At 64.6% G+C, this 15,255-nt stretch carries 17 protein-coding genes and 1 tRNA gene; 9 read left to right on the plus strand and 9 right to left on the minus strand.

Features of this window, described 5'->3' with window-relative positions; all coding sequences use genetic code 11:
* Window positions 1-53: 53 nt before the first annotated feature.
* Entirely contained in the window at window positions 54-359 is a 306-nt protein-coding gene (locus tag ILT42_RS20575) for a hypothetical protein (protein WP_204217771.1), read from the plus strand.
* Between the two features lie 3 nt (window positions 360-362).
* Here ILT42_RS20575 and ILT42_RS20580 read toward each other — a convergent pair whose 3' ends face one another.
* Complete coding sequence (locus tag ILT42_RS20580; RefSeq protein WP_204217772.1) at window positions 363-1,022, minus strand: LuxR C-terminal-related transcriptional regulator; 660 nt, start codon at window positions 1,020-1,022, stop codon at window positions 363-365.
* Between the two features lie 717 nt (window positions 1,023-1,739).
* Between ILT42_RS20580 and ILT42_RS20585 the strand changes: the two genes are divergently transcribed.
* Together ILT42_RS20585 and chrA are read left to right on the plus strand one after the other, a co-directional pair.
* A tRNA-Gln gene (locus ILT42_RS20585) sits at window positions 1,740-1,813 on the plus strand.
* A 117-nt stretch (window positions 1,814-1,930) separates the two neighbouring features.
* Window positions 1,931-3,340, plus strand: a complete 1,410-nt coding sequence (gene chrA, locus ILT42_RS20590) for a chromate efflux transporter (RefSeq protein ID WP_204217773.1) — start codon at window positions 1,931-1,933, stop codon at window positions 3,338-3,340.
* Here the strand turns inward: chrA and ILT42_RS20595 are convergent.
* Genes ILT42_RS20595 through ILT42_RS20605 form a run of 3 tightly spaced genes read right to left on the minus strand, consistent with a single transcriptional unit; the run spans window position 3,337 to window position 5,405 of the window.
* The gene (locus ILT42_RS20595) at window positions 3,337-3,864 is read right to left on the minus strand and encodes a chromate transporter (protein ID WP_204217774.1); all 528 of its coding nucleotides are present in this window, start codon (window positions 3,862-3,864) and stop codon (window positions 3,337-3,339) included. The two genes, chrA and ILT42_RS20595, sit on opposite strands and share 4 nt — an antisense overlap.
* 7 nt (window positions 3,865-3,871) lie before the next feature.
* Complete coding sequence (locus ILT42_RS20600) at window positions 3,872-4,444, minus strand: chromate transporter (RefSeq protein ID WP_204217775.1); 573 nt, start codon at window positions 4,442-4,444, stop codon at window positions 3,872-3,874.
* A complete protein-coding gene (locus tag ILT42_RS20605; protein WP_204217776.1) occupies window positions 4,419-5,405 on the minus strand; it encodes a phospholipase D-like domain-containing protein in 987 nt (328 codons plus the stop codon). Before ILT42_RS20605 ends, ILT42_RS20600 begins: the two co-directional genes overlap by 26 nt.
* 288 nt (window positions 5,406-5,693) lie before the next feature.
* On the opposite strand from ILT42_RS20605, the gene ILT42_RS20610 reads away from it, so the two are divergent.
* Window positions 5,694-6,131: a hypothetical protein gene (locus ILT42_RS20610; RefSeq protein ID WP_204217777.1), complete on the plus strand. Its 438-nt coding sequence runs from the start codon at window positions 5,694-5,696 to the stop codon at window positions 6,129-6,131.
* A 6-nt stretch (window positions 6,132-6,137) separates the two neighbouring features.
* Here the strand turns inward: ILT42_RS20610 and ruvX are convergent, their stop codons facing one another.
* From ruvX to ILT42_RS20635, 5 genes are all read right to left on the minus strand, one after another.
* Window positions 6,138-6,629, minus strand: a complete 492-nt coding sequence (gene ruvX / locus ILT42_RS20615) for a Holliday junction resolvase RuvX (protein ID WP_204217933.1) — start codon at window positions 6,627-6,629, stop codon at window positions 6,138-6,140.
* Window positions 6,630-6,751: 122 nt separating this feature from the next.
* Complete coding sequence (locus ILT42_RS20620; protein ID WP_204217778.1) at window positions 6,752-7,861, minus strand: ABC transporter ATP-binding protein; 1,110 nt, start codon at window positions 7,859-7,861, stop codon at window positions 6,752-6,754.
* A gap of 14 nt (window positions 7,862-7,875) precedes the next feature.
* Window positions 7,876-8,700, minus strand: coding sequence for a carbohydrate ABC transporter permease (locus tag ILT42_RS20625; RefSeq protein ID WP_204217779.1), 825 nt, complete (start codon window positions 8,698-8,700; stop codon window positions 7,876-7,878).
* Window positions 8,697-9,623: a carbohydrate ABC transporter permease gene (locus tag ILT42_RS20630; RefSeq protein WP_229428828.1), complete on the minus strand. Its 927-nt coding sequence runs from the start codon at window positions 9,621-9,623 to the stop codon at window positions 8,697-8,699. Before ILT42_RS20630 ends, ILT42_RS20625 begins: the two co-directional genes overlap by 4 nt.
* A 61-nt stretch (window positions 9,624-9,684) precedes the next feature.
* Window positions 9,685-10,950, minus strand: coding sequence for an ABC transporter substrate-binding protein (locus ILT42_RS20635; RefSeq protein ID WP_204217781.1), 1,266 nt, complete (start codon window positions 10,948-10,950; stop codon window positions 9,685-9,687).
* A gap of 162 nt (window positions 10,951-11,112) precedes the next feature.
* Here ILT42_RS20635 and ILT42_RS20640 point away from each other — a divergent pair, with 162 nt between their 5' ends.
* The 5 genes from ILT42_RS20640 (at window position 11,113) to ILT42_RS20660 (ending at window position 15,224) form a co-directional block, all read left to right on the plus strand.
* Window positions 11,113-11,811 (plus strand): metal-dependent hydrolase, encoded by a 699-nt coding sequence (locus ILT42_RS20640; RefSeq protein WP_204217782.1) that lies wholly within the window; start codon window positions 11,113-11,115, stop codon window positions 11,809-11,811.
* A 140-nt stretch (window positions 11,812-11,951) separates the two neighbouring features.
* Complete coding sequence (gene gatC, locus ILT42_RS20645; RefSeq protein ID WP_204217783.1) at window positions 11,952-12,239, plus strand: Asp-tRNA(Asn)/Glu-tRNA(Gln) amidotransferase subunit GatC; 288 nt, start codon at window positions 11,952-11,954, stop codon at window positions 12,237-12,239.
* A gap of 126 nt (window positions 12,240-12,365) precedes the next feature.
* On the plus strand, window positions 12,366-13,883 hold the full coding sequence (gene gatA, locus ILT42_RS20650; protein WP_204217784.1) for an Asp-tRNA(Asn)/Glu-tRNA(Gln) amidotransferase subunit GatA: 1,518 nt from the start codon (window positions 12,366-12,368) through the stop codon (window positions 13,881-13,883).
* Window positions 13,880-14,173, plus strand: coding sequence for a hypothetical protein (locus tag ILT42_RS20655; protein WP_204217785.1), 294 nt, complete (start codon window positions 13,880-13,882; stop codon window positions 14,171-14,173). Before gatA ends, ILT42_RS20655 begins: the two co-directional genes overlap by 4 nt.
* Before the next feature lie 109 nt (window positions 14,174-14,282).
* Window positions 14,283-15,224 carry a DMT family transporter gene (locus ILT42_RS20660; RefSeq protein ID WP_204217786.1) on the plus strand — a complete coding sequence of 314 codons (942 nt, stop codon included), beginning with the start codon at window positions 14,283-14,285 and terminating at the stop codon, window positions 15,222-15,224.
* Window positions 15,225-15,255 lie beyond the last annotated feature (31 nt).

The following is a 15,255-nucleotide window of genomic DNA, read 5'->3' on the forward strand; positions in this document are numbered from 1 at the left end:
AGGTTCTTCGGAACCTCGCATTCACCTCTCGGACCACCAGGAAGGCCGTGAACATGTCGGAGAGGCGAGCCCCATGCGACTGGGACGAAGAGTCCATCCATGGATTGGTCGAGCGGCTATCAGCCATGCTCACGGCCCAGAGGCTCGTGGTCGATTCCCTCGTTCATGTCCTCAGCCTCGAGCAGGGTGTTCTGTCGTCGGCGGGACTTCTGCGGGTCCTGGATGTCGTCCACGACGAAATAGGAGTCAGTCTCGGGTTCGACGACATGATCGTCGGCGCTTTTCGCGAGCACCGTGACGGCTTGCGGCAGCTCATTCTCGATGGGGCGATCCAGGGGCTGGAGCGGGCGTCGAACTGACGATCAGTTCACGCGGTTCTCGTTCTGCCGCCGCCGCGAGGCCATCAGAACGGCCTCCACCCGGTTGCGGACCGAGAGCTTCTGGAGGATTCGGGTCACGTGGTGCTTGATGGTTTTCTCGCTCAAGGCCAACTTATTGCCGATCTCCTTGTTACTGCGTCCTTCGACCATGATGGACAGGACCTGGCTCTCGCGCTGAGTGAGGCCCGCCAGGGGATCGCGGACCGGAGGCTCCGCCGTCCGGATGGCGCTCCGGCTGAGCAATTGCACCGCAAGGGAGGGCGTGAGGTACCGGTCGCCCTGGTGGATCGCGCGAATGGCCGACGCGAGCTCCACGCCGCCACTCCCTTTCAGCAGGTATCCGAAGGCGCCCTTGCCGAGCGCAGCGCTGACCGTTTCGGTATCGTCCTTCATGGACAGAACCAGGACCTTGCCGGACCCCGTCGCGGCGATCTCCTCGACGGCCGCCAAGCCTCCTCCCGGCATGCAGATGTCGCAGACCATAACGTCCGGCCGGAGGCTCTGGGCCATCCGAACCGCCTCGTCGGCGGAGCCGCCGGTCCCGACGATCTCGAAATCCCCGTATCGTTCCAGCGTATGGGCAAGGCCCTCTCGGAACAGAGGATGATCGTCGACGATACCGACTCGGATCTTGGGGAACACGGGGCCGCTCCGGCTCACTGGATGGGTGTCGGGACAGGTCCCGTAAAGGTTCGGTTCGCTGACGCTCTGAGAGGGTGATGCTGCCCGCTTTCGCAGATATCACAGCTCAGAGGGGCTGCCGGACTTCAGACGTGACCAATCCTTCCAATGCAACTTGGCGTCGAGACTACGCATTTGTTAGCGTTTGAGCACCAGTGCGAAAGTTGTAGCGATCGATCGGGCTTGCAGGGACGGATCATTCAACCCGTCCGGTCTTCTCGAATGTTCGCCATTTCCGAGCTTGGCTGAAGTCGATAAAATTCATTTTTGTCAGATACTTATGAAACTCGCGTTCTGGTTAGAAAACTCCGTCGACTTCTCGGAACTCCCGCAAATCCATGCAATAACCTGGCGTTTAGCCACAAATAGGTAGAACTGAATCGTTGTGACATTCAGGTCTGAAGGAAGGTTCTGGAGCCTCTGAGTGACGCCGGCGACCTGCCGAGAGGCTCGTCTCTTCGAGCGAGAGCCGCTTTCCGGATGATGGGGCCGGATGGATCCGGGTTTGGGTCGGGCGGGAAAAAAGGGCCCGGGACGCATGCCTATCCGGCCTCCCAAACCTGTTGACACGCGGGGCAAGACCCCCTATCTCAGCGCCACCACGCGCCGCCCTCGCCGTATCTTTGCCTCGGATCGGAACGACGATCATCGAAAGGCGAAGTTTTCCAAGGGCTTCGGTGGGGGATAGTTTAATGGTAGAACAGCGGACTCTGACTCCGTTAGTCTTGGTTCGAATCCAGGTCCCCCAGCCACTTCCGCTCCATCCAAATCGTCCAGCAAAATTTGGCAGGTAGTGGTTGCGCGGCCTTAGCGAGACCGTTGTCCGACGCAAAATCTTAAGAACCAAGTTCGAGCGCAGCGAGTCGTAGATGCCATTGGAGAGAGTGGGCTCGTCACACCGCGATGTGTCGGCTCCGCACGGGGTATCCCTCGGAGCGGCGGTCAAGGTTTGGGCCCGCATCGCGATGTTGAGCTTCGGCGGACCGGCCGGACAGATCGCGGTCATGCACCGCATTCTGGTCGAGGAAAAGCGGTGGCTGGGGGAGGGACGGTTCCTCCACGCGTTGAACTATTGCATGTTGCTACCCGGTCCTGAGGCCCAGCAGCTCGCGACCTATGTCGGTTGGCTCATGCACCGAACCCTCGGCGGCGTGATCGCGGGTGGTCTCTTCATCCTTCCCGGTGCCGTCTCGATCATGGCTTTGAGCATCCTCTATGCGGTGCTCGGCGAGGTCGGCATCGTCTCCGCCTTGTTCTTCGGCCTGAAGGCGGCCGTACTGGCCATCGTTCTCCAGGCGGTCATCCGGGTCGGGAGCCGGGCTCTTCAAAGCAGCGCCATGATTGGGTTGGCTGCACTGGCCTTCGTCGCCATCTTCTTCTTCGGTGTTCCCTTCCCGGCCATCATCTTGGCGGCTGGATTCATTGGATATCTTGGCGGACGGGTGGGGCACGTCGCTTTTCAGGCCCGAAGCCCGCATGGGTCGGCGCAAATCGGTGCGCAGGTGGCGGACGCGGACACGCTGCTCGGCGGAGAGATGCCCGAGCATGGCCACCCGAATGTGGCCCAGGCGGTGCGCGTGTCCGTGGTCTGCCTCAGCCTCTGGCTCGTCCCTGTCGCCACTCTTTTGGTGATGCTGGGGCCGGACAATGTTTTCAGCCGGATCGCCACGTTCTTCTCGACCATGGCCGTCGTGACTTTCGGCGGCGCGTATGCGGTCCTGGCTTACGTGGCTCAGCAGGCCGTCGAAACCTATGGTTGGCTCCAGCCGGGCGAGATGCTCGATGGTCTCGGCATGGCTGAGACGACGCCCGGTCCGCTTGTCATGGTCCTTCAATTCGTCGGGTTCATGGGAGCCTTCCGTGACCCTGGCGAGCTCTCCCCGCTCATCGCCGGCATCCTGGGAGGCTTGCTGGCGACATGGGTCACGTTCCTGCCGTGCTTCCTTTTCATCTTCCTCGGGGCGCCATTCATCGAAAAGCTCCGGGGCAACCGATTCCTCCATGGGGCGCTCTCGGCAATCACCGCAGCCGTCGTGGGCGTGATCCTGGACCTGGCGATCTGGTTCGCGGTCCACACCTTGTTCCAGCAGACCGTCTCCATAACCGGCTTCGGATTGCGCTTCGACGCGCCGGTGCCTGCCAGCCTCGACCTGTGGGCGCTTCTGCTCAGCGCCGCCAGCTTGATCGCCGTGTTCTGGCTTCGGGCCGGAATGCTTGTCACCCTGCTCGGATCCTCGGCGGCCGGCGTCGCGCTCTACCTGCTGGGAGCAATCTCCTAGACCAGCCCCAGCCACCCGATCACCCCCGCCAGGGCCAGGACCGGGATCGGGTTGATGCGTGTCTTCCAGAAGAGTACTGTGCAGGCCGCTACGAGAGCGTAACCGGGAATGTCCAGGCCGCTCCCTTCGGCGATGGTCCAACCGCTCGCGATGATCAGGCCGATGGCGATCGGGGTCAGGCCCTGTTCAAGGGCGAGATGCCAGCGGCTGCCGGCAGTGGAGACCCAGACTTTCGACACCAGCACCATAACGATGGCGGCCGGCACGATCATGGCGAGCTGGGCCGCGAGGGCACCCCAGAAGCCGGCCACCTGGTAACCCAGCAACGCGACAATCAGGTTGCTCGGTCCTGGGGCGGCCTGGGAGAGGGCGAAAAGATCCGTGAACTGGTCGGCGCTCAGCCAATGCTCGGTTTGAACGGCCTTGCGCGACATTTCGGGGACGACGCTGTTGCTTCCGCCGACCGAGAGAATCGACAGCAATCCGAAGAAACTGACAAGCTGGAGGAGGATGCCCGGCTTCACGGCGGGGTCATCCGCGTGACGGCCGCCGCCAGGCGACCAGGAAGGCAGGCGGGATCAGGATCGCGAGCACGGCGAGCAGCGGCATCCGGAGCATGATCGATCCCGCGAAGGCGAGCGCTGCGAAGACGAGAGCGACGGGCTGGCGGAAAAACTTCTCTCCAGTTTTCAGCCCCATGGAGAATGTCAGCCCAATCGCGCCCGCCGCGATGCCGCGCAGGATGTCCTGGAGGGCAGGGGTGCTGTGATAGTGCACATAGGCATAGCCCAAAGCCACGATGATGCAGAAGGGGATGCCCGTGAGGCCGAGCACGGCGGCGACGGCGCCCGGTACGCCCTGGAAGCGGTTGCCCACATAGATCGCGAAATTGATCTGATTGGCGCCCGGCATCACGCGGGCCAGCGTGTAGGCGCTCAGGAACTCCTCGTCGCTCAGCCATCGCTTGTCCTCCACGATGAGCCTTTGCGCCCAGGCGCTGAGGCCTCCGCCGAAGCTGGCCAGCGTCATCTTGTTGAAGACCAGGGCAAGCTCGACGAGGCCCGGCCGCGCCGCGGGCTCAGTCGTGGGCAAGGAGAGGGTCATGCTCGAAATCCTGGCTTTCGGCGATGCTTGCCGCATCCAGTGGGTAAGGCGCTTCGTACCGGACGGACTGTCTCCAATCGGTCTCGAACACCTCCAGGACGTCCTGGATCGTCTTGGCCTCGTGGAGGAGGACGCCAACCTCGCGCCGGAGGTCGAAAGCCGGCTGGTCGAGGTTCTGAGAGCCCAGGAAGGCGCGCTTTCCATCGGCGACGATCAGCTTGGCATGAACGCGCAGGTTCTTCTGCTTGTGCACGCGAGCGCCCATCCGGTGGCCGAGATTCCATAAAGCGAAGGAATACATCATGTCGGGCTGGTGCAGGCCGTGCTTCCCGCCGCAGAGAACGCGCACCTTCACGCCCCGTTCGACCGCCGCCGCGATCCGCTCGAAGACCAGCGGCTCGGCGAATTTCGGATGCTGGATGTCGAGGGTGTGATGGGCCCCGTCGATGAGGCTGGAGATCACGTGACGGGCGTTTCCGGGGCTCCAGCCCAGACCTGCCTCCTCATGCGGATGATACGTCTCGCGGTTCCAGTCGCGCTCGAAGCAGGCCACGATCTGCGAGACCATCGCCGGGTCGCTGACGAACACGCCGTAATCGCGGGTCTCGGAAAAGTACTTTTCCATGAAATTGAAGGTCGCGATCAGGGCCCGCTCGGAATCCACGACGACCGTCTTCTCGTGCGTGACCAGAAAGGCCGGATTGCTCCAGGCCACGTCGATTCCGCGTTCCTTGAGCCTATTGAAGAAGTCGTCGTTGAGGCGCTCCCCTGTGGCCTTGGCGCCGTTGAGCAGCACCCGAACCTTCACGCCGCGTTCGTGCAGGGCCAGCACCTCGTCCAAGAGGGCGGGATGGTTGAAGGTGAACTGCTTGATGAGGGCGGTGGAGGTGGCGCTCCTGAGGAACCGGATGACGGGTTCGACCCCATGGTCCGGTTGCACGACTAGGTGATGGCCGCTCATCGATATGGTCCTGCGCGGGAAGCCCTGTCCGGTGCATGTCACCGGTGTCCGAGGCCGGAGGGGATGGTCCGCCAGACGTAGCGGAACTTTGCATCGAAACCGTTAAGGCGATGACGGAAGGACAGGACGACACGCGTGTCGAAGCGGATCGCTGCCTCATGGGTGAAATTTTATTGCATTATGTCTTGCCTGACGCTGCGTGATTCAGCATTTGTTCAATTGCGGGACTTTATGACAGATTCGAACCATGAACCGGCGGCGAGGCAGCCACCGGCAGGAGTGAGACCGATGAAGGTGGGCAAATGGGTTTTGGGAGCCGTCGCTGCGGGCCTGTGGCTCGGCGCGGCGCAAGCGGGTCCGCTCCCTGTCGTGAAGGCGACGGGCACGAGCGTGATCGCGCCGGTGCAGTTCTTCTTCGACGATGACGACGAGCCACCTCCGCCGCCCCGGGGTTACTACCAGCCCCAGCCACGCGCCTATTACGACGCACCGCCCCCGCGCCGGGGGTATTACCCGCCGCCTCCGGGCTACCGGCCGCCACCGGCTCCTGGGTATCGACCGCCGCCGCCTCCGCAATACGGCTATCGTCCCGCGCCGCCGCCTCCCGCCTATTACGGCGGCAGCCGAAAGGAGGCCATGAAAGACTACGTGAAAGGCCAGCGCGAGGCCCAGAAGGAGATGCAGAAGGACCAAATCCGGGCCTGGAACCGGCGCAACGGCTTCTAGGCGGGGTCAGGCGTCGGGAGCGCCGCCGGTGGGCGGCGCATCCATGCCGGGGGCATGAGAGCCATCGTCCTCCGCATCCTCCCGTGCGGTCAGGACGCGCTCATAGCGGTCCAGTGCCCCCTGCAGGATGTAGGCGGCCGCCATCTTGTCCACCGAATCCGCCCGCTTGGCGCGCGAAGCGTCCGCCTCCAAAAGCGTACGTGTCACCACCATGGTCGACATGCGCTCGTCCCAGAACAGGATCGGGCAGCCGGCGATGGGGCCGAGATTACGGGCAAAGGCGCGCGTCGCCTGCGAGCGCGGGCCTTCCGTGCCGTCCATATTGAGGGGCAAGCCGATCACGAGCCCGCCCACGCCATGCTGGTCCACGAGGGTCTTCATCCGGGCCGCATCGGGCGTGAACTTCACCCGCTTGATGGTTTCCAGCGGCGTCGCGATACGCTTTTCCACGTCCGACAGCGCCAGCCCGATGGTCTTGGTTCCAAGATCCACTCCCATCAGCCGCGCCCGGGGCGCCAGCCCGTCGATCAACGCCAGCAATTCCACGTCCCGGTTCGTCACGAAGGTCTCCTCGGCTTGAGCCGAGCTTATACGCCCCTGATGGAACAGGCGAAAGCGCCCTAGGTCAGCGCGCCTTCACGAGGGGCGGATGCCGAACGCTCCCGGAGCTGAGCCGCCTGGCCCGTCGAGTCGAAGAGGTGGCAGGCCTCGCGGTCGAACTCCACCGCGATCCGGTCACCGGCTTTGTGGCGCGCGTCCCCTGGCGCCCGCGCGGTGAGGCGGCAGCCCGGAAGGGCGTCGAGATCCACATAGAGCAGGTGGTTCTCGCCCAGCTCCTCGACCAGGGCGACCCGGCCCGCTAGGCCGGTCTCGCTCAAGCGAACGTGGTCGGGCCGCACGCCGAGGGTCACGTCGTCTCCGGAGCGGAGGCCGTTCGCCAAGGGTGCGGCGATTGTCAGGCCGTCCGCCAGGCGGATTTGGGAGGCTCCCGAGACATGCCCCTTCAGGAAGTTCATCTGCGGGGAGCCGATGAAGCCGGCCACGAATAGGTTGGCGGGCCGATGATACAATTCGAGCGGCGTGCCGACCTGCTCGACCCGGCCCGCGTTGAGCACCACGATCCGGTCGGCGAGGGTCATGGCCTCGACCTGATCGTGAGTCACGTAGATCATCGTGGCGCTGGTATCCGTGTGGAGCTTGGCGATCTCGATACGGGTGTTCACGCGCAGGGCCGCGTCGAGGTTCGAGAGCGGCTCGTCGAACAGGAAAACCTTCGGGTCCCGCACGATGGCGCGGCCGATGGCGACGCGCTGGCGCTGGCCGCCCGAGAGTTCCTTGGGCTTGCGCTCGAGCAGGTTGTCGATCTGGAGCAGCCGGGCGGCCTCGCGCACGCGCTCTTCGATCTGGCCTTTGGAGGCTTTGGCCAGCTCCAGGCCGAAGGCCATGTTCTCGTAGACATTCATGTGCGGGTAGAGCGCGTAGGACTGGAACACCATGGCGATGCCGCGCTTGGCGGGCGGGAGATCGTTCACGCGCTCGCCGTCGATGAAGAGATCGCCTGCCGTGATGTCCTCCAGTCCCGCGATCAGCCGCAAAAGCGTGGATTTCCCGCAGCCTGAGGGCCCGACGAAAACGATGAACTCGCCGTCGCGAATGTCGAGATCGACCCCGTGAATCACCTTGGCGTTGCCGAAGGATTTGCGTACCCCTTTTAGGACGATATCGGCCATCGGGATCTCCTTGATTAGCCTTTGACGGCGCCTGCGGTCAGCCCCGCCACGATTTTACGCTGGAACACGAGCACCAGCGCCACGACCGGCACCGTCACGATGACGGAGGCCGCCATGATGGTGCCCCAGGGCAGCTCATAGGCGCTGGAACCGCTCATGAGCGCGATGGCGGGCGGCACCGTGCGGCGCTCGTTGGTGAGGGTGAAGGTCAGAGCGAACAGGAACTCGTTCCACGAGACGATGAAAGCGAGGAGCCCCGTGGTAACGGCGGCGGGCGCCATGAGCGGCAGGAAGACCCGCCGCACGACGATGAAGGGCGTTGCGCCGTCCACGTACGCCGCTTCCTCGATCTCCTTGGGCAGTTCCCGCATGAAGGTGGTCAGCACCCAGACCGTGAAGGGCAGGGTGAGCATGAGATTCGCCAGGATCAGCCCCGGCAGGGTGTTGTAGAGCCCGAAGCTGCGGATCAGCTCGAACATCCCCGACAAGACCGCCACCTGCGGAAACATGGAAACGCCGAGGATCGTCATGAGCAGGATCGTGCGGCCCCGGAAGTTGACGCGTCCGAAGGCGTAAGCCGCCGTCAGGCTCAAGGCCAGGGAGACGGCCACCACCGATCCCGCCACGATGATCGAGTTGAGGATGTTGCGGCCGAAGGGCTGGCGGTCGAAGACCGCGATGTAGTTCGAAAAATCAAGGCGCGTCGGCCAATACGCGACCGTGAACAGCTCGCTCCCCGTTCGTAGCGACGACATGATCGCGTAGTAGAACGGGAACAGCGAGAACACAGCGATGGCGAGGACGAGCGCCCAGAAGCCGAGGCGGAGCAGGATTGTCATAGCGTCTCTCCGCCCAGCCGCACCCGACCCGCCGCGATGGTCACGACGATGAGGAGGGCGATGATGAGGAAGATCAGGGTCGACGCCGCCGATCCGAGCCCGACCTCTTGGAAGTCCACCAGCTGCTGGCGAGCGAAGACCGACATCGACGCTGTATCCTTGGAGTTGGACGTGAGCACGTAGATCAGGTCGAAGACCCGCAGGGCATCGAGCGCCCGGAAGATCACGGCGACGAGAAGAGCGGGTCGGATCAGCGGTAGCGTCACCTTGAAAAAGACCCGCACCGGATGGATCCCGTCCACCTTGGCGGCCTCGTAGATGTCGCCCGGCAGCATCTGGAGGGCGGCGAGGATCAGGAGCGCCATGAAGGGCGTCGTCTTCCACACGTCCACCATCACGACGGCCCAGAGCGCGGTGTCGGAATTGGCCGTCCAGGTGATCGGCGCGGCGATCAGGCCGAGACGCAGGAGAAGGTCGTTGATGACGCCGAACTGATCGTGCAGCATCCAGTTCCACATCTTGGCCGACACCACCGTGGGAATGGCCCAAGGGATCAGGATGATGGCCCTCATCAGTCCGCGGCCTGGAAATGCGGCGTTCAGGATGAGCGCGACGGCAATGCCGAGCACGGTTTCGATGGAGACGGACACAAGCGTGAACCAGACGGTGTTCCAGACCGACCGCCACCAGGCCGGATCGGTGAGGATCCCGAACCACTCGCCGTCATAATTGGCGATGTAGTTCTCGAACCCGATGAACTCGTAATCCGAGAGGTTGTTGAGGCTGGCATCCGTGAAGCTGAACCAGATCGTCCGCGCCAGTGGCCAGCCCGCAATGAGGGCCAGGATGATCAGGGTCGGGGCCAGGAAGATCCAGGCGGCTCGGACCTTGGAGCGCGTAAGGCGGGAAGGGCGCTCCCGCATATTTTCAAAGGCGGGAGCGGAGACGGGGAGCGCGGCTTGACCCACGATTTGGCTCATGGGCTCACCAGCCGCTGCGCTTGATCCGCTTCAGGTCGCGGTCGAGCCGCGACAGCGCCTGATCGGGCTCGGCCTTCTTCGACAGAACATTGTGCACGGCGTTGAAGAACTCCGTCGAGACCTTGTTGTAATTGTCGCCCGTCACGGCGGCGGGCCGCGCGACCGCGTTGGTGAACACGGTGAGCAGGTCGCCCATGAACGGGTTGGCCTTGGTGACCTCCGGGTCCTTGAACAGAGCCGGCAGCGTCGGGTTGAACGAGCCCTGGATCGCCCGGCGCTTCTGCTCCTCCGGTCCCGTCAGGTACAGGACGAGATCGGTGGCGGCGTCCACGTTCTTCGAGTAGCGCGAGACCGCCAGGAGCTGGCCGCCGAGCGTGCCCGCGTTGCGACCGTCCGCGCCGCCCTTAGGCAAGGGCACGATGCCGACCTTGTCCTTGATGGCGCTATCACCGCCCTGGGCCAGGGACCAGGCATAGGGCCAGTTGCGCATGAAGAGCGCATTGCCCGCCTGGAACACGCCTCGGGATTCTTCTTCCGTGTAGTTCAGCGCGCCCTCGGGCGTGATGGTGCCGACCCAGCCCGCCGCGAGCTTCAGGGCCTCGGCGGCCTTCGGGTTCTCCACCGTGATGTCGCCCTTGGCGTCCACGATGGTGCCGCCGTTATTGGATGCGATCCATTCCAGCGCGTTGGTGGTTAGGCCCTCATAGGCCCGGCCTTGCCAGACGAAGCCCCAGAAATCGCCTTTTCCGCCCTGCCGCTCCGCGTCCTGGACGGCTTTCGCGGTCTCGCTCAGCTCGGCCCAGGTCTGGGGCACGGGCTTCTTGTGCTTCTCCAGGAGGTCCTTGCGGTAGTAGAGCAGGCCCGCATCGGCGAACCACGGCATGGCTACCAGCTTGCCGCCCACCTTGCTGGTCTCGATCATGGACGGGAAATTCTGGTCGATGGTGGCTCCGGCCTTCGGCGTCAGATCCGTGAAGTGCTGGCCCAGGATGCCCGACCAGACCACGTCGATCTGGAAGACGTCGATATCGGGCGCGTTGGCCGCCAGAAGCTGTTGATAGAGCGCGAGGCGCTCGGTGGCGGAGTTCGGGGTCGAGACGATCTTGACATTGTTGCCGGTCTTCTTGGCCCAGGCGTCGACGCCCTGCTTGCAGATCTCGTATTCCTGCCCCAGCGCGCTGCAGGAGATCGAGACCTCCACCGCATGGGCGCTTGCGGTGACGGCCAGACCTGTCACAAAAGCCAGGCTTGCGAGGGAGCTGCGGCGCATGGCGATCCTCCGATTGTAAATGTGTTGCTTGCCCTCTTAAAAGCTTGGCCGGTCGTTCGGTTCCCGCGTCGGGCGCTTTCAGGCTCCGGGAGGGATGGCCGGATCGGCCCGGCGCGCCATCTTCCCGTGCGTCAAACCCTGGGTCATGAACGAGGTATTCCCATGAAGATCACCTGGCTCGGCCATTCGGCCTTTCGTCTCGATTTCGCCGATAAGGTCATCCTCATCGACCCGTTCTTCACTGGAAACCCGGCCTTCGAAGGCTCAATCGAGCAGGCCTCGGACGGCCTGACCCACATCCTCCTGACGCATGGCCACAGTGACCATGTGGGCGACACAGTCGATATCGCGAAGAAAACCGGTGCCAAGGTCGTGACCAATTACGAGCTGTGCATGCACTTCGCCAAGCAGGGGATCGAGAATTTCGATCCCATGAACACCGGCGGCACGACGGATCAGGGCGGCTTCACTGTCACCCTCGTCCATGCCGACCACGGTTCGGGCATGTCGGAGATGGATGTGAACTATCCCCTCGGCCCGGCCTGCGGCGTCGTCGTGAAGGCGTCCGGGGAGCCGACGATCTATCATATGGGCGACACCGACATCTTCGGCGACATGGCTCTCATCAACGAGATCCACCGGCCCGATGTCGCCATGGTGCCGGTGGGCGACCGGTTCACCATGGGCGGCGAGGTGGCGGCGCTGGCCGTCCAGCGCTTCTTCAAGCTCAAGGCGGCAATCCCCTGCCATTACGGCTCATTCCCCATCATCGACCCGACGGCGGACCGGTTCGTGGCCGCCATGGACGGGAAGGGCACCCAGGTGATCGTGCCGCACAAGACCGTGGGGGTGACGATTTAGAGGGGTGCTGCGCGGATTCCCTCCCCCTTGTGGGGGGGAGAGCTGATCGCGCCCCGGCCCAGCCCCACATCCGCCGTTGCGACCTGAGGCGGGCGGGTGTTATAGGCCCGTTCAACGATTTCAAAGGGCTACAGGCTTTCATGTCAGTCGATCAGAAAACGGTCCGGCGGATCGCCCATCTGGCGCGTATCGCCGTGACGGATGAGGACGTGCCGCATCTCCAGGGCGAGCTCAACGCGATCCTGTCCTTCGTGGAGCAGCTCAACGAGGTGAACGTGGAGGGCGTCGAGCCGATGACGTCCGTGACCCCCCTGGTGATGAAGAAGCGCCAGGACGGCGTGACCGATGGCGGTTATGCCGACAAGATCGTCCAGAACGCCCCCGCGACGGAGGACAACTTCTTCCTCGTGCCGAAGGTGATCGAGTAGGCGGCGGCGCGCCTGCTATTCGATCATCCCCGGGCAGGCGGCAGCGCGACCCGGGGATCTCCAACAGGAAAAAGCGTGGGTGGCCGGGTCAAGCCCGGCCATGACGCTGAAGCAGAGATCAGAACCGTGACCGAACTGACCCATCTCACCCTCGCCGAGGCCCGCGACGGCCTCAAGGCCAAGACGTTCTCGGCGACCGAGCTGACGAAGGCCCATATCCAGGCCGTCGAGCAGGCGAGGGCGCTGAACGCCTACGTGCGGGAGACGCCCGATCAGGCGCTGGCCATGGCGAAGGCCTCGGAGGAACGGATCGCCAAAGGCGAGGCCCGGCCCCTCGAGGGCATCCCGCTCGGCATCAAGGACCTGTTCTGCACCGAAGGCGTCGAGACAACCGCGGGATCGAACATCCTGAAGGGCTTCAAGCCTCCCTACGAATCGACCGTCACCCGGAACCTCTGGAACGACGGCGCCGTGATGCTGGGCAAGCTCAACATGGACGAGTTCGCCATGGGCTCGTCCAACGAGACCAGCGCGTTCAAGCCGGTGGTGTCGCCTTGGCGCCGCGAGGGCTCGAATGTTGGCGCGGGCACGTCCGGGTCCATCGAGGGGACCCATCTCGTTCCCGGCGGCTCGTCGGGCGGCTCGGCCGCCGCAGTCGCGGCTCACCTCTGCCTCGCGGCCACAGCCACCGATACGGGCGGCTCCATCCGCCAGCCCGCCGCCTTCACGGGCACGGTGGGCATCAAGCCGACCTATGGCCGCGTCTCCCGTTGGGGCACGGTGGCGTTCGCCTCCTCCCTCGACCAGGCGGGCCCCATCGCCCGCAACGTCCGCGACGCCGCCATCATGCTGCGCTCCATGGCGAGCCCGGACGCCAAGGACACGACCTGCGTGGACATGCCGGTGCCGGATTACGAGGCCGCTGTCGGGCGGGGCGTGAAGGGTCTCAAGATCGGCATCCCGAAGGAATACCGGGTCGACGGCATGTCGCCGGAGATCGAGACGCTCTGGGAGCAGGGCACGGCATGGCTGCGGGCGGCGGGCGCCGAGATCGTCGAGGTCTCGCTGCCGCACACGAAATACGCCTTGCCGGCCTATTACATTGTGGCCCCGGCGGAGGCGTCCTCGAACCTCGCCCGCTATGACGGCGTCCGCTACGGCCTGCGTGAGAACGGGAAGGATATCGTCGAGCTCTACGAGAAGACCCGCGCGGCGGGCTTCGGGCGCGAGGTCAAGCGCCGCATCATGATCGGCACCTACGTGCTCTCGGCGGGCTATTACGATGCCTATTATGTGCGCGCCCAGCAGATCCGCACCCTGATCAAGCGGGATTTCGAAGAGGTTTACGCCAGCGGCGTCGACGCGATCCTGACCCCCGCGACCCCCTCGGCCGCCTTCGGGATCGGCGAGAAGGGCTCGGGCGATCCGGTCGAGATGTACCTGAACGACATCTTCACCGTGACGGTGAACATGGCGGGCCTGCCGGGCCTCGCCGTTCCGGCCGGGCTCGACGCCCAGGGCCTGCCGCTCGGCCTCCAGCTCATCGGCCGGGCCTTCGACGAGGAGACCCTCTTCGCCGCCGGTCAGGTGATCGAGGACGCGGCGGGCCGCATCGCCCTGCCGCAGGCTTGGTGGAAAGCGTGACGCCTCCCGTCTACTCGGCAAGCACTTGGCTGCTGGGGGCCTTCGATCCCTTCCTGATCCTGGCCGCCCTCTTCCTCGGATGGAAGGCGGATCAGTTCGGCAAGGTCTTCATCGCGGCCATCGCGGCGTTCCTATTCGCGGTGCTGATGTCCTGGCTCGTCACCGCCATCGGCATTCCGTGGGTGGCGCCCGTGAGCCACGACACCCCCACCTTCTACCCTGTCCGGGCCATCGGGGCTCTGGTCTGGTCGATCGTCGGCTACATGGCCCACCGGCTCGTCCGGCGCTGACGGTCGCGTCGGCCCATCGCTTCGGCCGCCCCCGAAGCATCCTTGCGTGACGGGCCCTGCCCCGCGTGACAATGTCCGAGCGCTTTTTCCAAGACCGGACCTCGCTCCCATGAATGCCTCCCAGCCCCAGGCCAGCCGCCCGGCCTTCGAGATTGCCCTCCTGGCCCTTCTCGCGACCCTCTGGGGGGCGGCCTACACCTTCATCAAGATCGGGGTCGAGACGATCCCGCCAGTCACGTTCATCGCGGCCCGAACCGCCCTGGCGGGTGGGTTGCTCTGGGCCGTCATGGCCCTGCGGGGTGTCGCCATGCCCCGCGACCCGGTCCTGTGGCGGCGCTTCTTTATTCAGGCGATCCTGAACAGCGCCATTCCGTTCACCCTCATCGCCTGGGCCGAACTCAGCGTGGAGGCAGGCCTGGCCACGATCCTCAACTCCACGACCCCCGTCTTCGCCTTCCTGATGACGGCCCTGTGGTTCCGGCACGAGCCCACTTCCGGCCGCAAGCTTCTCGGGGTCGCCCTTGGGCTGGCGGGCGCCTGCCTCATCGTCGGGGTCCAGGCCCTCGACGGCCTGGGACGCGAGGTGGTGGCTCAAGTTGCGATCATCGTCGCCTCGGCCTGCTACGCGGGAGCGGCCATTTTCGGGAAGGGTTTCAAAGGTGTCGATCCCATGGCCCCGGCGGCCGGATCGCTGATCTGCGGCGCCGTGATCCTGGCGCCCGTCAGCCTGCTCATGGACCGGCCCTGGACGATCCACCCGTCCGGCGCGTCCCTGGCGGCTCTTTTGGGGCTGTCGGTGTTCTCGACGGCTCTTGCCTTCGCGATCTATTTCCGGCTGCTCCACACCCTGGGATCCGTGAGCGTGACGTCCCAGGCGTTCCTTCGCGTGCCGATCGGGGTGGCCATCGGTGCCGTCTTCCTGGGAGAGGCCCTCAGCCCCACGATCTGGGCAGGTCTCGTCTGCGTGGTGGCAGGCGTGGCCGTGATCACGGTGCCGGCCCGTCCGAAGACTCGTCCAACCTCAGTCACGCAAGCAAAAGGCCCGGCTTGAAGCCGGGCCTTCGACGCAACTCTACTCTACG

Origin of the sequence: Microvirga pudoricolor, assembly GCF_016892705.1 — a bacterium.
Classification (GTDB): Bacteria; Pseudomonadota; Alphaproteobacteria; order Rhizobiales; family Beijerinckiaceae; genus Microvirga; species Microvirga pudoricolor.